This window comes from Mesorhizobium sp. M0800 (assembly GCF_040320095.1).
Classification (GTDB): domain Bacteria; phylum Pseudomonadota; class Alphaproteobacteria; order Rhizobiales; family Rhizobiaceae; genus Mesorhizobium.
The window spans coordinates 59,222-79,956 of the sequence record NZ_JAMYOZ010000030.1 but is presented as its reverse complement, the minus strand read 5'-3'; the positions used below and the strand labels follow the sequence as shown (position 1 = coordinate 79,956).

The 20,735-nt window shown below is 60.2% G+C and carries 20 protein-coding genes and 2 pseudogenes; 8 read left to right on the top strand and 14 right to left on the bottom strand.

Annotated elements, in window-relative coordinates:
• Positions 1-21: 21 nt before the first annotated feature.
• The 9 genes from trbJ to NKI18_RS26905 all read right to left on the bottom strand — a co-directional run bounded on the left by trbJ (position 22) and on the right by NKI18_RS26905 (position 8,513).
• Entirely contained in the window at positions 22-747 is a 726-nt protein-coding gene (gene trbJ / locus NKI18_RS26945) for a P-type conjugative transfer protein TrbJ (RefSeq protein WP_352473678.1), read from the bottom strand.
• The gene (gene trbE, locus NKI18_RS26940) at positions 744-3,194 is read right to left on the bottom strand and encodes a conjugal transfer protein TrbE (RefSeq protein WP_353021164.1); all 2,451 of its coding nucleotides are present in this window, start codon (positions 3,192-3,194) and stop codon (positions 744-746) included. Before trbE ends, trbJ begins: the two co-directional genes overlap by 4 nt.
• Entirely contained in the window at positions 3,188-3,460 is a 273-nt protein-coding gene (locus NKI18_RS26935) for a VirB3 family type IV secretion system protein (RefSeq protein WP_352571685.1), read from the bottom strand. The genes trbE and NKI18_RS26935 overlap by 7 nt, the downstream gene beginning before the upstream one ends.
• A complete protein-coding gene (locus NKI18_RS26930) occupies positions 3,460-3,768 on the bottom strand; it encodes a TrbC/VirB2 family type IV secretion system protein (RefSeq protein ID WP_023680310.1) in 309 nt (102 codons plus the stop codon). Before NKI18_RS26930 ends, NKI18_RS26935 begins: the two co-directional genes overlap by 1 nt.
• An 11-nt stretch (positions 3,769-3,779) precedes the next feature.
• Positions 3,780-4,748, bottom strand: coding sequence for a P-type conjugative transfer ATPase TrbB (gene trbB / locus NKI18_RS26925; protein WP_353021161.1), 969 nt, complete (start codon positions 4,746-4,748; stop codon positions 3,780-3,782).
• A complete protein-coding gene (locus NKI18_RS26920) occupies positions 4,745-5,158 on the bottom strand; it encodes a CopG family transcriptional regulator (RefSeq protein ID WP_352541492.1) in 414 nt (137 codons plus the stop codon). Before NKI18_RS26920 ends, trbB begins: the two co-directional genes overlap by 4 nt.
• Before the next feature lie 120 nt (positions 5,159-5,278).
• Positions 5,279-7,306, bottom strand: coding sequence for a conjugal transfer protein TraG (locus NKI18_RS26915; RefSeq protein WP_352495884.1), 2,028 nt, complete (start codon positions 7,304-7,306; stop codon positions 5,279-5,281).
• Positions 7,307-7,732: 426 nt separating this feature from the next.
• Positions 7,733-7,966: a GcrA family cell cycle regulator gene (locus tag NKI18_RS26910; RefSeq protein WP_353021158.1), complete on the bottom strand. Its 234-nt coding sequence runs from the start codon at positions 7,964-7,966 to the stop codon at positions 7,733-7,735.
• A 313-nt stretch (positions 7,967-8,279) separates the two neighbouring features.
• Complete coding sequence (locus NKI18_RS26905; protein WP_352467844.1) at positions 8,280-8,513, bottom strand: hypothetical protein; 234 nt, start codon at positions 8,511-8,513, stop codon at positions 8,280-8,282.
• A gap of 274 nt (positions 8,514-8,787) precedes the next feature.
• On the opposite strand from NKI18_RS26905, the gene NKI18_RS26900 reads away from it, so the two are divergent.
• Positions 8,788-9,006, top strand: coding sequence for a KTSC domain-containing protein (locus NKI18_RS26900; RefSeq protein WP_023722567.1), 219 nt, complete (start codon positions 8,788-8,790; stop codon positions 9,004-9,006).
• Positions 9,007-9,546: 540 nt separating this feature from the next.
• Here the strand turns inward: NKI18_RS26900 and NKI18_RS26895 are convergent.
• Positions 9,547-9,792: a hypothetical protein gene (locus NKI18_RS26895; protein ID WP_353021155.1), complete on the bottom strand. Its 246-nt coding sequence runs from the start codon at positions 9,790-9,792 to the stop codon at positions 9,547-9,549.
• Between the two features lie 176 nt (positions 9,793-9,968).
• Between NKI18_RS26895 and NKI18_RS26890 the strand changes: the two genes are divergently transcribed.
• The 5 genes and pseudogenes from NKI18_RS26890 to NKI18_RS26870 form a co-directional block, all read left to right on the top strand.
• Positions 9,969-10,322: a hypothetical protein gene (locus tag NKI18_RS26890; RefSeq protein WP_353021152.1), complete on the top strand. Its 354-nt coding sequence runs from the start codon at positions 9,969-9,971 to the stop codon at positions 10,320-10,322.
• A gap of 600 nt (positions 10,323-10,922) precedes the next feature.
• Positions 10,923-11,135: a hypothetical protein gene (locus NKI18_RS26885; protein WP_352571680.1), complete on the top strand. Its 213-nt coding sequence runs from the start codon at positions 10,923-10,925 to the stop codon at positions 11,133-11,135.
• 639 nt (positions 11,136-11,774) lie between these two features.
• Positions 11,775-12,476, top strand: a complete 702-nt coding sequence (locus NKI18_RS26880) for a Crp/Fnr family transcriptional regulator (protein ID WP_353021149.1) — start codon at positions 11,775-11,777, stop codon at positions 12,474-12,476.
• A gap of 83 nt (positions 12,477-12,559) precedes the next feature.
• The gene (locus NKI18_RS26875; RefSeq protein ID WP_352479079.1) at positions 12,560-12,805 is read left to right on the top strand and encodes a hypothetical protein; all 246 of its coding nucleotides are present in this window, start codon (positions 12,560-12,562) and stop codon (positions 12,803-12,805) included.
• 521 nt (positions 12,806-13,326) lie between these two features.
• Positions 13,327-13,773, top strand: a pseudogene (locus NKI18_RS26870) (hypothetical protein); the annotation flags it as partial.
• 630 nt (positions 13,774-14,403) lie between these two features.
• On the opposite strand, the gene NKI18_RS26865 reads toward NKI18_RS26870, so the two are convergent.
• From NKI18_RS26865 to NKI18_RS26850, 4 genes and pseudogenes are all read right to left on the bottom strand, one after another.
• Positions 14,404-14,631 carry a hypothetical protein gene (locus NKI18_RS26865; RefSeq protein ID WP_353021146.1) on the bottom strand — a complete coding sequence of 76 codons (228 nt, stop codon included), beginning with the start codon at positions 14,629-14,631 and terminating at the stop codon, positions 14,404-14,406.
• 156 nt (positions 14,632-14,787) lie between these two features.
• Positions 14,788-14,982, bottom strand: coding sequence for a hypothetical protein (locus NKI18_RS26860; protein ID WP_352911355.1), 195 nt, complete (start codon positions 14,980-14,982; stop codon positions 14,788-14,790).
• Between the two features lie 336 nt (positions 14,983-15,318).
• Entirely contained in the window at positions 15,319-15,462 is a 144-nt protein-coding gene (locus NKI18_RS26855; protein ID WP_353021143.1) for a hypothetical protein, read from the bottom strand.
• A 668-nt stretch (positions 15,463-16,130) separates the two neighbouring features.
• Positions 16,131-16,328: pseudogene (locus NKI18_RS26850) on the bottom strand (transposase); the annotation flags it as partial.
• A 75-nt stretch (positions 16,329-16,403) separates the two neighbouring features.
• Between NKI18_RS26850 and NKI18_RS26845 the strand changes: the two are divergent.
• Together NKI18_RS26845 and NKI18_RS26840 are read left to right on the top strand one after the other, a co-directional pair.
• Positions 16,404-16,655, top strand: a complete 252-nt coding sequence (locus NKI18_RS26845) for a DUF6074 family protein (protein WP_352911349.1) — start codon at positions 16,404-16,406, stop codon at positions 16,653-16,655.
• A 617-nt stretch (positions 16,656-17,272) separates the two neighbouring features.
• On the top strand, positions 17,273-20,710 hold the full coding sequence (locus NKI18_RS26840; protein ID WP_353021136.1) for a class I SAM-dependent DNA methyltransferase: 3,438 nt from the start codon (positions 17,273-17,275) through the stop codon (positions 20,708-20,710).
• Positions 20,711-20,735: the final 25 nt, after the last annotated feature.

Genomic DNA, 20,735 nt, shown 5'->3' with positions numbered 1-20,735 from the left:
CGTTGTCTTGAAGACTGCTGATCAGTTGCCGGGATAGGCCGTACCGGTGCCCAGGAAACGCTTCGTCGTCTCGCGGGCGGCTTCCTCAGACTGCGCCTTGCGGGCAGCATCTTCGGCTTCAGCCCGGAACTGGGTCGCGAGCAGCGTCTGGATCTGCATCTGCTGCTTGGTCGAAAGCGCGATCAGCTGATTGGTGGCCTGGCTTGCCTCAAGGGCACCTGCCGCGCCCTGACTGCGGTTGACGAGATCGGTAAGCAGGTCGCCGTCGGCCCGCACGTTCTCCACGATCTGCGACTGCGCGCTCATGGTTTGGCGGAACGCCTGCATGGCGTTTTGCCAGCGCTCGCGCGCGGCGCTCGCCACATCGTTGACCTCGATTGTGGCGTCGTAGCTTTCCGGATATTGCACACGCCACTGGTTCTGAAGCTTGTCGAGATCGAAGCTCAGGCCGCTGGCCTGGGTCATCAGGCCGTCGATCCGTTGGAGCGAACCTGTGAGCTGGCCCACGGAAGAAAAATCCAGGCGCTGAAGGTGCCGCGCCATGTTCTGCAGCATCGTCGCCTGGTTCTGAAGCGACTGGATCTGGTTGTTTATCTGCTCCAGGGAACGTGCCGCTGTCAGCACGTTCTGCGCATAATTCGACGGATCGAACACGATCAGGGCGTGGGCCGGCTGGACGTAGTCGGCCATTGGTTTTGCGATCAGGGAAACGGTGATCAGGCTGGTGAGAAGGCGGCGCCGCATCATGACGATTGCTCCTTGTCTGGTTGAGGGAATTGCTGGAGAAGCTCGGCAGCCCAATCGAGGCCGCGCGCAATCAGAAACCGGGCGGCAAAGCCCTCCTGTCCGTGCTCTGACAGCACCTTGTCGATTAGGGTCTGCGTGGCCGGATCAGAGGCGCCGCAGAGCGCAAGAGCGATCGCGCCGAGCCCGAGCTCGAAGAGGCGGTTGCCGCGGCGCGATTGCAGATAATACTGGCGCTTCGGTGTGGCACGGGCGACCAATTCGATCTGCCGCTCGTTCAGGCCGAAGCGCTCATAGGCTGCCCGCGCCTGCGGTTCCACGGCACGGTCATTGGGAAGAAAAATGCGCTGTGGGCAGCTCTCGATGATCGCCGGCGCGATGGAAGAGCCAGCGATGTCGGCAAGCGACTGCGTGGCAAAGATCACCGACACGTTCTTCTTTCGCAGCACCTTCAGCCATTCACGGATGCGGGCGGCAAAGAGAGGGTTGTCGAGATAGACCCACGCCTCGTCGAGCATCAGCAGCGTCGGCCGTCCGTCGAACCGCTCCTCGAGACGATGGAACAGATAGGTGAGCACCGGGAGCACAGCGCCTTGGCTGTGCATCAGCTCTTCGGTCTCGAAACACTGCACATCCGACAAGGCCAGCCGATCTTCATCGGCATCGAGCAGACGCCCGAACGGGCCATCGAGCGTGTACGGCATCAACGCGGATTTCAGCGCATTGGACTGAAGCAGAACCGACAGGCCCGTCAGCGTGCGTTCCTGCACCGGCGCAGTGGCAAGGCTGATGAGTGCCGACCAGATCGCCTCCTTTACCTCCGGCGTAACGGTGACATTCTCATGGGCGACGAGGCCGGCGATCCATTCCGCCGCCCAGCTGCCAGTAGCCTGGTCGCCGATATTGCTCAGTGGCTGGAAGGCAAGCGCACCATCCGCGCCCAGCGCGTGGTGTTCTCCGCCCATGGCCAGTGTTGCCGCACGAGCCGAATTGCCCTTGTCGAAGACATAGACCTGCGCCCCGGCATAGCGTCGAAACTGCAGAGCGACTAGCGCAAGCAGAACCGACTTGCCGGCACCGGTCGGCCCTACGACCAGCATGTGGCCGACATCGCCAACGTGGGTGGAAAGCCGAAACGGTGTCGACCCGTTGGTCTCTGCGAAGAGAAGCGGCGGGGATTCGGTCCCAGTCACGTTGGCGAGATGCTCGTTATCCACCGGACCGGCCCACGCCGACGACAGCGGCATGACATGGGCAAGATTCAGCGTGTGAACGAGCGGCTGGCGAACGTTAGCGTAGACATGACCGGGCAACGAGCCGAGCCACGCCTCGACCGCATTGATGCTTTCACGGATCGTGGTGAAGCCGAGCCCATTGACTATGCGCTCAACCGCTCGGAGCTTTTCCGCGGCGGCCTGTCGGTCCTGATCCCATACCGTCACCGTTGTGGTGAGATAGCCGAAGCCGACGTGATCGCCGCCCAATGCCTGAAGGGCGGCATCCGCATCGAGCGCCTTGTTGTCGGCGTCACTATCGACGAGAGGGACGGGTTCGTTGGTCACGACCTCGCGCAGGATGGCTGCGACCGATTTGCGCTTGGCAAACCACTGACGGCGCAACCGGGTCAGTGTCTTTGTGGCTTCCGTCTTGTCGAGCGGGATGAAGCGCGTCATCCAGCGGTAGGCGAAATCCTGATGGTTGAGCGCGTCGAGGATCCCTGGCCGGGTGACGTTCGGGAAACCAAGGACGGTGAGGGTGCACAGATGCTGCTCACCCAGCATCGGCTCCAGGCCGCCGGTAAGCGGCGCGTCAACCAGAACACCGTCGAGATACATTGGCGTTCCTGGCATGGCGACCGGATGGCGGTAGGTCGAGATTGTGCCGTGCAGATAGGTTAGCGTCTCGGCATCATCGAGGGCGCGCACTTCCGGCATGAAGCCGGACAGCAAATCCAGGACGCGGTCGGTCTCGTCGCGAAACCACGCCAGCTCCTGGCGCCAGTCTCTAGCCCCTCCCGAGTGATGCGAGTCGACCAGTGCGCTTTCCGCCCGCGCCTGGCCATCTGGCGCCGGCATGAAGACCAAGGTCAGATGATAGCGACTCTCGAAGTGCGCGACCTTGCCCTCGAAGGCCGCGCGCCGTTCCTCATCGACCAGCCATGAGGCAGCATCGGGAAAAGCCGAGCTCGGATAGCCCAGCGCTTCAACGCGCTCGGCCTCGAAAAACAACCCCCATCCGGAGCCCAACCTTCGTAGCGCATTGTTGGCTCGTGCGCAGATGCCGACCAACTCGGCTTCGGTCGCGCTTTCAAGGTCGGGGCCACGGAACCGGAAGGTTCGCTGGAAGCTACTGTCTTTATTGAGCACGATGCCGGGCGCGACCAAAGCGGCCCAGGGCAGATGGTCGGCAAGCCGATCGGCTTTGCCGCGATACTCCGAAAGGTTCAGCATGCAAGCCACCCCTTCAGGCGAAGATGACGGACAAGCACGCTGGCGAAGTCCGGATCGCGGCGAGCGGCAAAGACCGCGAGGGTGTGGCCGGCGATCCAGAGCGCCAGTCCGGCGATCCACTGCTGCAGGCCAAGGCCTATTGCCGCGGCCACCGTCCCGTTGAGGATCGCCACCGCTCGCGGCGCGCCGCCCAGCAGGATCGGCTCGGTCAATGCCCTGTGAACGGGGACTTCGAAACCCTCGACATGCTGCTCTCCGGTGGCCATCAGACGAGTGCCCCGCCGCCGAAGGAGAAGAAGGAGAGAAAGAAGCTCGATGCCGCGAAGGCGATCGACAGGCCGAAGACAATCTGGATCAGCCGGCGAAAACCGCCTGCCGTGTCACCGAAAGCAAGGGTCAGGCCGGTGGTGATGATGATGATCACCGCGACGATTTTGGCGACCGGTCCCTGCACCGACTCAAGGATCTGCTGCAGCGGCTGTTCCCAAGGCATGCCGGAGCCCGCTGCGTGGGCCGGGACGGTGAGAAGAAACGCGAGCGCGGTGGACGAAAGGAAGCGAAGCTTCTTGAGCATGAGGTGACCTTTCAAAACTGCTGGAGTTGCGGAAGCGTGAGCGGGGTGACGGCGTAGTCACCGCTGCTGTCGAGACCGGTGACCTCAGCGATCGCGTCAATGCGGCGCGAGGATCCGCGCCCAGCGATGAAGACGATCAGATCTACCGCATCAGCGATGAGGCGGCGGGGAACGGTGACGACGGCTTCCTGGGCGAGCTGCTCGATACGGTAGAGAGCGGAGCGCGCCGAATTGGCGTGAACCGTCGCGATGCCGCCGGGATGCCCGGTGTTCCATGCCTTCAACATGTCCAGGGCTTCCGAGCCCCTGACTTCGCCCACGATGATGCGGTCGGGTCTGAGCCGCAGGGTCGAGCGCACGAGATCGGCGAGCGTGACCGACCCCCGCCTCGTCCTCAAGGCAACGCAATCCTTCGCCGCGCATTGCAGTTCGCGCGTGTCCTCGATCAGGATCACCCGCTCGTCGCAATCGGCGGCTTGTGCCAGCAGCGCATTGGCAAGTGTTGTCTTGCCCGACGACGTGCCGCCGGCGACCAGGATGTTGCGCCGCTCGCGGACCGCCTTCTTCAGCGCATCGGCCTGCAGCGGCAGCATGACGCGGTCGGCGACATAGTCGGCCAACGTGTAGAGTTTCGCCGCAGGCTTTCGGATGGCGAAGCATGGCCCCAGCACGACAGGCGGCAGCAGACCCTCGAAGCGCTCGCCCGATGGCAATTCGGCGCTGACAATCGGATTGTCAGCATGCGCCTCGGCGCGCACGTGGGAGGCGACCAGGCGGATGATGCGTTCGGCCTCAGAAGGATGCATGTGCACGCCGGTGTCGACCCGGCCTTCACCCAACCGGTCGAGCCGCAGCGCACCGTCGGGATTGACCATCACCTCAATGACGGTCGGATCGGCAAGGGCTTCGGTGATCGCCGGACCCATGGCGGTGCGCAGCATGACGCGGCGGCGATGGTCGGCTTCCGGATGAGAACTCATCCTTCCCCTCCCCTGCGATCGTCGGTGCCAAGTGACCGTTTCCCGGAAGCGATTTGGCGGCCGACCTGTTCGACGAATTTGTCGAAGCGCTCCTGGGCAATTGCTTGCGTGGCCCTGTCCGGCACCGGCGTGTGAGCATGAAGCGTGATCGAAAAGCGGATGAAGAGCGCCAGGCTCTCCAGGATCATCTCGACATCGCGCCTGACATGTCCGAGGTCGCGGGAAAGACGGTCGAGCCTCTTGCCGTAGCGCTGGTCGAGTTCATTCTCCCCACGCCGCTCGATAAAGGTCTCGACCGCGTGCGCCACAATGGCCGATTTGGTGGTCGATGGATTGCGGCTGAGGTTCTCCAGCTTCTCGCTCAACTCGGGTTCAAGCAAAAACTGGTGACGAATGCGGTGGGGCTTCATGCTGCTCGTTCCCTCTGACCGGCGCTGATGCACCGGCGACGGGAACGAGCATCGTCGAGATCCTCGAAATCGCTTACGGCCGTTATCTACGCTGAGATGCGCCCGCGTATGGCGCGCCGTTCAGAAGCCGGGCACGATGTCCTTGTCGTCGCCCATTCCCTCGTTGAGGCCGTACGCACGTGCGGCGGTGGAAATCCGATCCATGACGCGCTTGTCGGCGAGCGTCTCGCAGTCATCGTCTGCGGGCGTGAACAGATCGCCCTGATCAGGCTCCTGGACGACGAGGGTCCGTTCTTCGCGCAGGCCCGGATGGCGCTGCTGCTGGACACCTCCGTCTTCGATTGCCGCGCCGGCACTGTCGTCATCGCCAGCAAGACGCCGATCCACGCCGCGCACCTGTCCGCTCCAATCGTCCGGGCGCGACGTGGGCCGATCCGCGTAGGCACCGTCGCGCAGCACCGGCGAAGGCAGCACTCGCTCCGTGAAATTCGGATCCTGGTAATAACGCAACTTCTTGGCGCGAATCGGCGGCAATCCCGAAACCAGGATTAGTTCGTCAGCCTGCGGCAACTGCATCACCTCACCCGGCGTCAGCAGGGGGCGAGCGGTCTCTTGGCGGCTTACCATGACGTGGGACAACCAGGGCGCCAACCGATGGCCGGCATAGTTGCGCATCGATCTGAGTTCCGTCGCGGTACCGAGCGCGTCCGAGATGCGTTTGGCCGTGCGCTCGTCATTTGAGGAAAAGGCAATCCGCACATGGCAATTGTCGAGAATGGCGTTGTTCTCGCCATAGGCCTTGGAGATTTGGTTCAACGATTGCGCTATCAGATAAGCGCGGATGCCGTAGCCTGCCATGAAGGCGAGCGCAGTCTCGAAGAAGTCGAGCCGACCGAGCGCCGGAAATTCATCCAGCATCATCAGGAGCTGATGCTTGCGGCTCTTCTTTGGATCGCCCTCCAGGCGCTCGGTCAGCCGCCGGCCGATTTGATTGAGCACCAATCGCACCAGGGGCTTAGTGCGCGAGATATCCGACGGCGGCACGACCAGATACAGCGACATCGGTCGCTCGGCATCCACAAGGTCGGCAATGCGCCAGTCGCAGGCCGATGTTGCCGCGGCCACCGTTGGATCACGATAGAGCCCGAGAAACGACATGGCGGTCGAGAGAACGCCTGAGCGCTCGTTCTCTGACTTGTTCAGCACCTCACGAGCCGCCGAGGCCACGACCGGATGGACCTGGGGCTTGTCCACCGTGCCGAGGTGGTTTGTGGTCATCATCCGCTGCAGTGTCGCAGCGAATGAGCGTTGCGGGTCCGACAGGAAGGTGGCGACACGGGCGAGTGTCTTTTCCTCTTCGGCGTAGAGCACGTGCAAGATGGCGCCAACGAGGAGTGAATGACTGGTCTTCTCCCAATGGTTCCGCCGCTCCAGCGCGCCTTCCGGATCGACGAGAATGTCGGCGATATTCTGAACGTCGCGGACCTCATCTGGACCTTTGCGCACTTCCAGCAGCGGGTTGTACCGCGCCGATCTCGGATCGGTCGGATTGAACAAGAGACAGTGCGAGAACTTCGACCTCCAGCCAGAGGTCAGCTGCCAGTTCTCGCCTTTGATGTCGTGAATGACGGCCGAGCCGGTCCAGGAAAGAAGGGTTGGAACAACGAGTCCGACGCCCTTGCCCGAACGTGTCGGCGCAAAGGCCATGACGTGTTCTGGTCCGTCATGGCGCAGATAGCGATAATTCAGTCCGCCAAGGAAAACGCCGGCCGGCTGAAACAGCCCCGCCTTCTCGATTTCCAGCTTCATGGCCCATCGTGAGGACCCATAGGTGGTGACCAACCCCCGCTGCCGTGCGCGCCAGAGGGACCCAGCTATCGCGGCGGCACAGCCCAGGAACCCGCTGGCTCCGGCAAGTATGCCAGCCTTGTCGAAGACTTCAGGCGCATAGGCGTCAAATTGGAACCACCATTCGAACAGTTTCCACGGCTGGTAGATCGGCCAGCCGACTGTCACAAACCATGGCGCGCCGAGTGGCGGCTGATAGGAGAGCATGTGGGCGCACCATTGGGTTGCAGTCCACACGCCAAGAATGACAATTGCGAATACGACAGCGATCTGCCCAATCAGCAACTTCGTGGGTGTCAATGGCTTGCTCCGCTCTTCTGGCCAGACGGACCAAACATCGCGCCGAGCGATGAGAATTCGAACGGCCGCTATGTGCGACTAGGTGCGATGACAAGGTTGATAGCCATTGTTCAGCTGCGAACAGCGAAAATCCGCCGCGGCAACCGATCGGCGGTGCCAGGTACGCGGTTTGGTCGCAGAAGATGTTGGGGCTTCAGGCGCGGGCACATTGAAGATGTGCTGACAGACAAACCTTTGGAGCCGACGCGTTTGTGCGAGTAGCGAGCTGAAAGGCTCGGCGAGAAGTCGTCGTTCTCAATCGGGCGACGGGGGATACATCGGCGAAGACGGCATAAGGGAGGATGGGCCAGACCGAGCCGACGGCAAGGTCGTAGCCAAGGCCGTGGAGCGCATAGCGCCTGGCCGGGAGGCCGCCGCCAGTCAGGCTTACGCGGCGCGTCGTTGAGCCAGGTGAAGACCCGAACGGGCTCGACGAGGGTCCACGGCGGTCACAATGTTGTGGTGGTGATCGCAGTAGACGCGATCCGGCGAAGTTGGCCCAGCACAAAAACGATAACCGCCGGGTACTGACGGGTCTTCGCTCACCGGGAAGCGGCACTGACAGAGGCCTAGCTGAATGAGGGGGACGTCTCTCGAAGTTGGTCTGATATTTTCAGGCATGATGGTTTCCTAGTTCGTAGCAATTACCAGCTGACGGCCGCAGCGCGACCCGTCGGGACGAGCTTCTCTCGTTTTGGAGGGCTATGGGTCACCATATGGTGTTGGTAGCACCATCAATGAAGCCCTACGCCCTGCTTCTGAAGCCAATAGTTTGCGACTTAAGGCCACACGCGCGAACGCATTAGCAATCTACCATCGTGTCCCCGAGGCACTCGCCCGCCGCGGTTTGCCGGCGGCGGGGTGGCACTGGCTTGTGGGGCCCTAGGCCCACTCGCGGCGCTCGCACTCGATCTCGGTGCGGGTTTCCCGTGTCTCATCGCCCTGTCAGCGCCTTGCAAATGAGCGAAACCAAGCTGTCGCGCGCTCGCTCGTGGAGTGCGCCTTTCGGCCGCCATGCAAGGAAATCATCAACGCTCATCCAATCAGCCGGGTTTGTGTCGGCGTCTGGCTGGCTGAATTCCACATACAGATGCAGTTCGTCCGGCACGAAGACGACCCTCCATAATCCTTTGATGTCATTGGCAAGGTTGTAGGCGAGGACGGTCATGGCGGGGCACTCCTTTCGCCGTGGAGCGTGCCTATCTCACGGGAAAATTCCATCACCAGAAGTTAGTATTGACGCTCGCGCATTCTCAGAAATCCAACGTCCGCGTGATGCCGAAAGGTGCAGCCAGCTTTTTGTGTATTTCGATTGGGAACACGGGACCGCCGCGAAAGTTCGGTGCACGCAGCGAATCCTCCCCCTCCAGGTATTGCTGCAGATCGGTATCCCGATCGGCCCGCGCTCCCCGCAAGGGCGCGGGCCTCGGCCTGTGGTGCTCATGCCATCTACTTCGATCCGCAAGATGGAATATGATCTGGATAGAAGGACCCTCTCGGTGTGGTTCGTCGCCAGCGGTAAACGGTACGAGTTTGAGGGGGTACCGCCGGAAACCTTTGCCGCGTTCCGGGCCGCGTTCGCCAAGGGCCGCTATTTCAACGACCACATCCGCAACAATTTCCGCTACCGTCTGGTTGCGAGCGATAGCGACCCGGGATGACCTGACCTGGCGGCGGCTCAATCGTCCTGTCGCTCCAACCGGCGGTTGGTGGACGCGTTGCCGCTGTTGCGCTTAGGGTTGGTTACGGTCCGCGCTCACTTGGCAAGCCCAACCCCCCCCGCATCCCCCCGCCTGGTGCAAAGCGTTTGATCGGTCCCGCCGTTCTGGCAGTGCGGCGGGACTTTTTGCGGTCCAGGTGGAGCATCGGCGCGCGGGGAAGGCGCGGTGCACGCAGCACCCTTTTCTCATCCAACGTACGTCGCTGGCGCTGAAGGGTCTCAACGTCGGTTTGCCGCCGGAGCTCAACTAGTGGACTATTGCTCGACCGGAAGCGGCTGGTGCTGCGGCTCAGCGTGGTGGAACACCTGTCCAAGATGGCGCGCGTCGAACGTTTGGCCGCACACTGGGCAGTAGACCAAGTGCTTCGACTCGTCCTCTACCGGCCCGTCATGCGGCCTGCCCTCATAGCCCGTCGCGATGTTGTCGGTTCTAATCCGGGGCAACGACAAGTGCCTTTCGTCGGTTTGGCGGCCGATATTTCTACTGGACCTTGTCACGGTCGACCGTGACCAGCGGCCCGAGGTCGATCGTCACGGTGTCCTCGTCGATGCGCGTGACCTCGCCTTTCAGGTCGATTTGCTGGCCTCGGTTCACCTTGGTGTGGTCGATGATGGAATGTGGGAAGTCGTAACCTGGGATAGAGACCCTTACGCGGTCCTCTGTTACCCGCGTCAGAACCCTGGCCGTAATCGCCACCTGGTCACCAATGCCTATTCCCCGAGCCATGCCATGGATTCTGGTGCGGGCAGTGTCTTCTTCAAGAGGCTTTTAATATACGCCAGCCATCCTAAGGCTGACCTACGACCAGAGTTACAAAAGTTGAACTTGATCGGGGAACACTCTTTCTGTCTGCCTGTTCAATTTGCCAGGCGCATTCCGCGCATTCAGACAGGAGAAAGAAGATGAAACGCATCCTTTTGGCTTCGGCCGTGCTGGCGGTGTCGGCCGGGCTTTCCTTTGCCCAGACGACCAGCGGAACTTCGAGCGGAACCTCGACCAGCGGAACCTCGACCACGACAACCATGCCCAGCACGACCGATCAGGGCACCGGCACGACGAGCAGCGGCACCAACATGTCCGGCGATCAGGGCACCGACACGACCACCACCAGCGGCACCACAAATCCGAACTCGGCCAGAGACTGCGCGCCCGGCCAGCAGACTGGCGGCGCTCAGCAGGCGGCGCCAGGTCAGCAGGACACGGCAGCCAAGACCGCCGCGCCGGGCCAGGTGAAAAAGACCGACGAAGGTTGCTGATTGGCACATCGGCTCGGGTTTGGAATCACCAAGGTGTGGCTGGCTGGTCTCCCCCGACCACCGGCTAAAATCAACTCGGCTGGCGAGCAAGTTGCCGCCAGCCGAGCATCAGTCTAGTAACCTTTGCGCTTGCTTGTGCTTTCAGTGGGGCACGCCTCGCTTCTGTTTGCTTTCGGTCAGATAGCGTCGCTGGCGTCTTCGGACTACCGGTGAAGCAAGTCCGATGTGCGCCTATCGCGACCCCGCTTCACCTGCCGTCCAGCCGTTCGCGCATTCGCGATCGTCGCTCTCGGCAACAGGCGGCGCGCGCGGCCAGGACGTGTCGCATGTGCGCGCTGTCGAAGGAGGCGCCCAGCAACATTGCGCGTGAAGGCAACGCGGGCATCCGATCGATCGTTAACCTTTCTCTGCAATGAGCGCCTTGTTGCCGGCGATCGGCCTTCGGCTCTTACGCATTATGGAGATCACATGTTGGTCCCGGCACCCGATGCCGGCAACAGGTCTGCTTCGGAGCGTCGTGACAGAACTGGGCGACATGGTTGCGGTGGAGTAGGCGCCGTCGCCCTGGATGAACAACAACTGTCGCATGCGGTGCATACATTGTCGAAGCTTTCGGTCGGCCGCGGCCGCATCGACGACGACCACAACGGCATCAAGTCGCTGCTGAAAGCCCGGAAGGTATCGTCAAGACATAGCGTGCCGGCGAAGATCCGCCCTCGCGACAGGGATTCGTCGGGCCGATCGGTCGGCAACGCGACCGGCCAGATGAGCGAGAGCTTACCCTCGGTGCTGGTCTCGACCCGGCTCGTATAGGCCTGAAGGGACATCTCCAAACGCTCATCGACGGTCGTCGATCACTGCCGACTACGAGTCGAGGTCGTATGGCTCGTGGCCTAGCTCGTTGTGATGAAGCGCCTCTGCCATACACCTGATGTCGAACGCTTGGCCGCACGCCGGGCAGAGGACGAAATACTCCTCCTCCCGAAGTGGCGATGCATCGTGGTCTTGGGGGATGACGATGTCATTGTATTCGCCGGGCATTGGTCCTCCGGCAACGCCGCCCGCCATGCTGGAACGCCTGCCGGCAGGATTTGTTTCAAAGTTACTGCGCTTAAGAAGAGGGCCGGAACGGGTGAAGCACAATGTCGGTAAGCGCAAGGCGACGGCGCCCGAAACTCATCACGTGAGCTGAACGACTGCTTTTGCCAACTCGATGCTCGAAACCTGCCGATCTGCTTAGGCCGGTTCCGGACATTCGTGACCGGCCTCATAAGTCATAAGAAGCGCCCACCACCTACGGGACTCAAGCCGACATTCCCCGAGCCTTTCGCCAGGCACGGACTCTTTGCCAACCGCACATTTGAAGCCTATGCTTCCCACATCGGCCGCCAGCGCGTCGGACGCAGCCGACAGTAAGAGGTACGTGCTCTTGCCCGCATGGGAGAGAGAGCCATGCCCCAATCCCTTCTTCGCAACCATGTATTGAAAACCCTCTCCTCGGAGGATTTCGCGCTTTTGAGGCCGTCACTGCATCACGTCGAACTCAACATCAAAGACCAGCTGGAAGTCTCTTATCAGCCGATCGAGCGTGTGTATTTTCCAGAGATGGGCATCGCGTCGGTGGTCGCTACGATGACCGGAGGGCGGCAAAGCGAGGTCGGCATCGTCGGCCACGACGGCATGACAGGAGTTGCCGTTATTCTCGGCCAGGACAAGTCGCCCAATGAAACCTATATCCAAGTCGCAGGTAATGGCTGGATCCTCCCGGTTGAAGCTCTTCGCTCTGCGATTGCAGAGAGCCAATCCCTTCGCGAGTCACTGCTTCGCTATGCCCACGCCTTCCTCATCCAGTCGTCCCGGACGGCACTGGTCAACGGCCACTCCAAAATCGAGGAGCGGCTGGCCCGCTGGTTGCTGATGGTCCAAGACCGCGTCGAAGGAAACAAGATTTACCTGACGCATGAGTTTCTGGCGACCATGCTTGGCGCTCGGCGCCCGGGCGTTACCACCGCCCTCCAAATGCTTGAGTATCGGGGGCTGGTTCACGCCAGGCGCGGCGAGATCACAATTGTCGACCGCGTTGGAATGATACAACTCACACATGGTGCCTACGGCGACGAGGAGCAAAGTCACTTCGGCCTCGCCTCCGCCTAATTGTCCTAAATCAGACAAACCCTTGCAAGCTACCGAATTCGTGCCGTAAATCGTGTGGGTCAGGGTTCAGGGAGGAATTCTCGATGACCACCACTTTTGACACAGTCACGGTTGAAAGAGCCGCCGAAGCCTATGTTCTCTCCAGAGGCAAGGCCCACTTCCTTTCGATAGCACAGGCAATCCGCGCCATCCGAACACTCATGCCCGCATGCAGGGCCACCGACCGCGAGCTGGAGGAGCTCTTGGCGGCAGCATCCATTATTCACGGTGTGCCAGTCGCGTTCGACTTAAAAACAGCCGTGGCCGCAGAACCACGGCTCCATTCATAGGGCCGGTGATGCATGCGCTCGCGCAGAGGCCTACCTTATCGGACGTTCGCCAAGCGATTGTCCGCCACCTGATCGACAACATCGGCAGCCCGAGCATTTCGATATCCGAGGTTAGCCACACCGTGAGGAGAATGCTTCCCTTTTGCGAACTCACGGACTGGCAACTTGGCGATCTCATTGCGCGAAGCGCGATCGATGCGGGATTCGCGATTGAATCCGACGGGGTGGGTCCCGAAAACGCATGTCGAGACTCAATAGCGGAACAGCCGCTTTAGCCATGTGGCTCCCAATCACGGGCGGTCAGGTTGTGGCCCAGTACAGCCGCCAGGCGGCAACGCGCCTGATATCGCACTTCGAGATCAACTCGGCCGCTTCCTGTTAGCCGGAGTTGCAAGCGGCCCCGCTAACAATCGTGGTTGCGCCTTTAGGGCATCATGGTTCAGAACGCTGGCGATTAGCACTCATGTTGGCTTTGCGATCGGCTCATCGCTGCCGACAATCGGTGACCTATATAAAGGGGCATGTCCCCGCGCCGAAAAATCATTGCAACAGCGATTCTGATTGGAGAGTGGCCTTTAACCCCGGCTGCAACGCTTGGATCATCCGTCAGGGCGAGGGGTATTCTTCTCGAAATACGCGCCCGCCTTCCAACGGAGTTCAGGAAACTGCTCCATATCGAGTCGCGCGTGCTTACCCTGCGCCTCTCGGAGGGCGCCGAGAATGATGTGCAGGTGGTATTCGGGATCGTATCCAAAGCACTGCAGAATATCGAAGACCTGCCCGTAATCCCCCGTGAAATCGAGGACATTCTGACGATCTCGACGGCCGAACGGCACCGCTGGCTGAAAGATGGTCGCTTGCAGAGCGCCGGGACGAAAACGGTGAAACTCCGCGGGCGGGCAAGGAACATCACCTTTCACGTGTTCGACCCGCAGCACGTGGAGGATGTGCTTGACCGCGACCTGGTTACGGTCCGGGAGCTTCCGTTCTACAGGCAGATTTAGCAGCTTGCGACGGTAATTGCGGATTACCTCTGAGTATTGAAAATGGCTCAGGACGTCGCGCCTCTGTCGAAATGCCACAATGCCTGAAGTTGGCTGACAGCTACTCGCGACCGTCGAAGCCACGTGTAGAGGCCCATGGCAGTTGCTGCCTCGACGATTGCCTCGGTTAGTTCTTCGTCGGAGGCCACCAAATAAGGCGCAGTCTCGCGAGCTTCGCGTAGTGCCGCTTTGATCGAGACCGTATCGCGACGGTCCGCCCTGTTGAGGAGTACAGTAATTGCTTGTTCTAGAAACGGACCGACCCTTCGCGCGACGCTCATCCAGCCCTCCCCAGGGACACGCCGAAGGGTACTCTACTCCCTACCTGAGCGGCATCAAGGCCATGTACGAATTGTACAAATTGGTACGGCGCTGGGCCGCGACAGTCAGGAATGTTTGTAGAATTTCTGTGGTGGGGATCGGACACCGGCTCGCGAAGACCCTCATGCTCCTCCTCGATTCTATTGACGCGCCTCGAGCCGCCTTTCTCCCACAATCCCAGGTCGGTCTGTCCTGACGTACACCGCAGGCGAGAACCAATGGGTTGCCATGAGGCTATTCGCGAAGATCGAACCCGACGAACAGGCCAAAGGCTGGGGCAACATTGACAATAAACTCCACCAGCTCGCAGTCAGTTTCCGCCAGATGTGGCCCGTCTCGGCGCACCGCTGCGATAGTCTCTTTGACGGAGATGATTTGGCCGCGACGGGCTTGTAGGATCAGCTCGTGAACAAGGTGTTTGGCAATCACTTTATCGGGTCGGCAGTTCGTCCAAACGTTCATACAAGGCCTCCCACCTCAGCGAGAACCCAAGGGAACATTCATGATCCTCTGTCGGGAAAAATCAAGAAGAATGTTTGATAGCTTCTGAGTGGGAATCAGGGGGACAAGCCACGAAGCGAGCCTCTATACTCTTTGACCTGACGCTCAGCCAGCCGGCTAGGGACCTTCTTCCGTCGGCCCCTGTTTGGCCCGATCAATAGCCGCAAGTAATGACTGAAGGGTTGGCGGCAGTTCTGGTTCGACCCCCAGATTTAAGAACGTTTGTACGTGATGACGATAGCCTTCGGAACGGATCAGTTTCCGAAACGCTTCGGAGACAGACTGATGGTCTGCTTTGTTGCTCGTTGTCATGTTCGGGAAGTCCGTCCCAATGAGCCGCAACTCGCCCGCAACGAATGGGTTCCATCAGGAGGTCGGAATATTTGGCTGAATTTTCTGAGCGGGAGATCGGATAACTGGCTCGCGCGAAGACCCACCGTGCCACCTTCGTTTGCCGCAGCATTAATCCTCGCTCCTTGAACTGAAGATTTGTGTCGGTTTGGCTTCGGTGTTGCACATCGTGAATGCTGCAATGCTTCTGTCCATTGTTCGCTCACGCTGTGATACCACAAGGCAGGCTCTTGCGGCAGGGTGCCGCAAGGTCGCGACGAATGAAGCGCTGGCCCAGTTCAACCCGCGCGACGTCCTTCAAAGCTGAGAGGGATCGATCTTCACCAAGCGGTCTGCGGCCTCGACCGCAGTTCGTATCCTGCTGCACAGCGCGAGATTTTCGGCCAGCATTTCTTCAGTGCGTTGAAGCGCGAGCTCGGTCCGGTGGATGCTGCCTGGCATTGGCAACTTCCGATGTCAAAAGATCGGCCGCCATCCCGTGGCCGTGGGGTTCCGTAGCGTCCATAGGTTTCTAATATGGGGGCCGATATCGTTCCGTGATGTCGGGCGAAACGGCGGGCCGCAGAAAAGCGCGATGGGCCGCATGACCAATGCGCTCCCTGTCAAAACAGCGCCAGAAACAGCCGAACGGCTTCGGCCGCTCTACATCCCACGGGCAGAGGCGATCACGGTCCAGAGGGCCATTGGTCTGTTCAGACACGACTACAACGTTAGCGAAGACACACTCAGGCGGCAGGTGATCAAGCACCGTCTTCACAACCAGAGAATGCCCGGTGCTCCGTCGAGAATAAGCGCTCCCGGTTTGGTTATGGCGCTCGCCGGCGATGACGACGCGGTTGAGGCAGGACGATCGCGAGCACCCGGACCTAACTCGGTATTTCAAGCGGCTCGGCATCCCGCGACCCTGACTTGCTATCAAAAGTTATGGTCGCGGCGACTGTCTAAAGTAGACATTAAGTAGATGTCGCGGCCCGACAGAGCCCCACACAAGAGCGAACCGTTGCTGCCTTGCGCATCGCCCTCTAGGCCGCCGGCGTCGAGTTCATCCCGCAGAACGGCAGCCGCGCCGGCGTGAGGCTCCGCAAACCTTAGGCCTTAGACTCGTTACTGCGCAGCCACACACCTGCTTTTCGCCATCGGACGAAGCGGTTGCAACAGGTGGTGCGCGGCCCATAGCGCTGAGGCAGGTCGCGCCATGGAGCACCGGAGCGCAGCACCCAGAAGATGCCGTTCAGCACGCGCCGATCATCAACACGCGGCACACCTCGTGGCTTGTTGGGTAGACGCTTTATTCCATTGCTGACCATTGTCCAAAAGCGCTGTTAACCAAATTTTCTCACCCGCCAATGCTTATTCGCGCGACTGAAGGGGTGAGGTGATCGATGTGTGATTCAAAGATAAGCGCGTTTCCGCTGCATCGGCGGCGGAAGTTGGTCGAAGGCATCGCCCGGGTCCTGGAATCCAAGAACGGGGAGGACGCGAACGCCTTCTGGCGCAACACCGCCAAGGCAATTCTCGTTCAACTGTCCGAATCAGGAATTGCACCCGGGGTCGCCGAACAGGAAGTTGGAACGCTTCTTCATGCTGTCTTGGGCGATATCGCCACCCGCAGTGCTGCGAAACTTGCACAATAGCATCGGCTCACGATGAGGGATTGCCGCATAGAGACGCCCCGGGGCTCCACAAGCGTAGCACCACTGCATCCGTCAAACGCAGGTTTCTCACTGCGGATGAAAAGATAGCCGCGTTCGTCGAAATCATGCGCGCGAATGTGCTCTCGGGCGAGATACGGTTCCGCCTCGCCTGTCCGGCGTTCATCGACCAAATCGAGGTAGGCGATGCGGAAACCCGCATTCATGGAAGGCCGACGGACCTTTTCCACGAGCTGAACCCGCAAAACCAATGAGCCGCCGTTGAGTTCCACACTGCCATTTATGCGACTTTCGAAGCACAAAAGGCGAACATTCAGAGTGCGTTGTCAATAGCCCTGCCAATTCCGCAGTTCTGGCAAGCATTAGCAATGGCTGGAACGGGGCCGTGAGCTGACAGCCCGCTTTAAGGCGAATTTATCTGAAAGCAGCCGAGTAATGTTCTCGCGGGCATCGATTGAGCTGCGTAGAATAGTCGTCCGTACCTATCCGTTCTTCCGGATAGACTGCGCCATCAAGCCGATATAAATACCAGATCGGACGCAGCGCACGGTGCGCGTCCACTTTATGGATTTAGTAACTAAGCAATGTCACTTTGCTGCGTGGGACACGGCGAAGATATTGATAAATTATTAACGGTCGCCAACTTCATTAGGCGATGGGCAAATCTCGACGGAGGTCAAGAGAGAGCAAATTATTCTCTTTTCTTGGCAGAGCTTTGTGATGTGATTGGAGTCAGGCGACCTGATCCTGCGCTAGCCGCCCATGACTTCAACGACTACGTGTTCGAACGGCGCGTTGAAAGAAAACGTCCGGATGGGACGACCGAAGCTGGGCGCATCGATCTCTACAAGCGAGGGTGCTTTATCCTAGAGGCAAAGCAGAGCCGCCTCCGTGGTGGCAAGAAAGCGGTGCCAGAAGGCCAGGTAGACCTATTCGTGACGGCGGAGGGTGGACCCGCCGGCACGGCATTGCCTGGTCTCGATCACGTTATGGTCCAGGCCCGCCGGCAGGCCGAGCGATATGCAGCATCGTTGCCCTCCGACCATCCGTATCCGCCCTTCATCATAGCCTGCGACGTGGGGCGAGCTGTCGAGCTCTACGCCGATTTTTCCGGTCACGGACGCCACTACGCCCAGTTTCCAGATGCGCGGCAGTTTCGCATCGAACTTAGTCAGCTGGCCAGTTCGGGTACCCGAGAACTGTTGCGTACGGTATGGGAACAACCTCAATCCCTTGATCCAGCACAGAAGACTGCCAAGGTTACCAGAGAGATTGCCGGGCAGCTGGCAGAAATCTCGAAGGCCCTCGAAGGGCGAGGCTTCGAGGCCGGCAGCGTAGCAGTTTTCCTCATGCGGTGCCTCTTCACGATGTTCGTCGAGGACGTGGGGCTGCTCCGCAAGAAGGGTTTCACGGAGCTTCTGACGAAGTGTCTCGACGACCCGACGCGGTTTACCTTCGAAATCGACGACCTCTGGCGGCATATGGATCGCGGCGACTACTCGCCCGGCATCGGCGAGAGACTGCTTCGGTTCAATGGCAAACTCTTCAAGAATGCCGCGTCACTCCCGCTGACTAAGGACGAAATACGCCTTCTCCGCGATGCCTCGGATGCCGATTGGCGCGATCTGGAGCCTGCAATATTCGGCACTCTTTTCGAACAGGCACTGGACCCGATCGAGCGCAGACGTCTCGGTGCACACTACACGCCCCGTGCCTATGTCGAACGGGTGGTGGATGCCACGATCGTCGAACCCCTCACCAAAGACTGGATCGGCCATCAATCGGCGGCCGAGCGTGCGATTCGCAATGGCTCAAAGGCGGCCGCCATTCACGAGGTTGAAGACTTCCTCAGGCACCTAGCGTCCGTACGGGTACTCGATCCGGCATGTGGCACGGGGAATTTCCTGTACGTTGCCCTCCGCCGGATGAAGCAGTTGGAAGGCGAAGCGCTCAAGCAATTGCAGGACATCGGCGGCGACGAAGCGGTCGCACACGTCGCTAACATCTCGGTGAAGCCGGAGCAGTTCTTCGGCATGGAAATCAACAGGCGGGCGGTTGAGATTGCCGAGTTGGTGCTCTGGATCGGATACATCCAGTGGCACATGCGGACTCGGTCGACCGTGCCTTCAGAACCGGTGTTGGGCAGCAGCGACCATGTTCACGCGAAGGATGCGCTGCTCACCTGGTCGGGCTATCCCCATCCGCATCTCAAGCGCGATGCGCTCGGCAAGCCCGTGTCCGACGGCCAAGGCAACGAAACCTACTTCTATCCGAACGCGATCTGCGCCGACTGGCCGGAGGCCGACTTCATTGTCGGCAACCCCCCGTTCATTGGCGGGAAGGATATTCGCGCGCGACTGGGCGCGGGCTACGCCGAAGCCTTGTGGAGCGCCAACCCGCAGATGAATCCTGCAGCGGATTTCGTGATGTACTGGTGGGATAGGTCAGCCGATCTGCTTGTAAGGAAGGAAACCCGGCTGCGCCGCTTCGGTTTCGTTACCACGAACTCGATAACGCAGAAATTCCAGCGGCGAGTCCTTGAGAGACATCTGGCGGGCCCCTGGCCAGTTTCCCTCGTGTTCGCCATTCCGGACCATCCATGGACTAAGGCGTCAAAAGAAGCCGCTGCGGTCAGGATTGCCATGACCGTTGCTGAAGCTGGCGAACGGGATGGGGTTGTGCGCATCGTGACGAGAGAGGCAGACCTTGATACCGATGAGCCCAAGATCGAGTTCGCTGAACGTGAAGGGAAGATCAATCCCGATCTCACGATTGGCGTAGATGTCACCAAATCGAAGGCACTATTGGCTAACGACGCGATCTGCTCACCGGGCGTGAAGCTGCACGGAAATGGCTTCATCATCACGCGTGAAAGGGCCATTGAGCTCGGCCTTGGAAAGCGGCCGGGCCTCGATCGGCTCATCCGCGAATACCGCAATGGCAAGGATCTGACATCACGGCCGCGTGGTGTGATGGTTATCGACCTGTTCGGCACCGCCGCTGATGAGGTCCGACGAGAATTCCCCGAGGTCTATCAACACTTGCTGGATACGGTGAAGCCGGAGCGAGACCGAAACAATCGGCCCTCATATCGAGAGAAATGGTGGTGGTTCGGTGAGCCACGAAGGGAACTCCGGCCAGCATTGGACGGCTTGTCCCGCTACATCGCCACCGTCGAAACCATGAAGCACCGCATCTTCCAGTTCATGGAGGCCGAGGTGCTTCCAGACAACATGCTGGTCGCGATTGCATCGGATGATTCCTTCCATCTCGGCGTGCTGTCTTCGAAGGTGCATGTGGCTTGGGCTTTGCGCACCGGAGGCCGCCAGGGCGTTGGCAACGATCCAAGGTATTCGAAGTCCTTGTGTTTTGATCCCTTCCCGCATCCCGATGCAGGTGCGTCGGCTCGTGCTGAAATAAGTGCCATCGCCGAAGAACTCGATGACACGCGCAAGCGGGTCCTCGCCGAGCATTCCGACCTGTCCCTGACGGCGCTCTACAATGTTCTCGAAGCCGTCCGAAAGGGCAGCGCAGTCTCGCGCAAGGATCAGGACATCCGAAGCCGTGGCCGTATTGTGATCCTGCGAGAGCTTCATGATCGGCTGGACGCCGCCGTCTTGAAATCCTACGGGTGGCACGCGGATGTTAACGTCGAGCAAACCCTTGACGGCCTTGTCAGGTTGAACGAAGTCCGGGCCGCCGAAGAGCGCCGGGGCTTCATCAAATGGCTGCGCCCCGAGTATCAGATCGACAAAATCGGTCCGCTGGCCCATCGCGGCGACCGCGTCCAGGCGATCTTGGCGACCAAAGTCAGGGCGAAGAAAACCCCGTTCCCGGCCGCGCGACTGGACCAGGCGCGGGTTGTCCTCGATCTCATGACGCGTGCGAAAGCGCCCCTGTCGGCAGAAGAAATCGCGGTCGCGTTCACGTCACCGGACGAGACCGTCGCCGATGTACGCGACGTGCTTCAATCCTTGGTCCGGCTTGGCCAAGCGGAAAGCTACGATAAAGGAAGAAGCTTTTTCCGAGCGGCCTAAGGCTTGCTTCTCGAAAACACTTGCC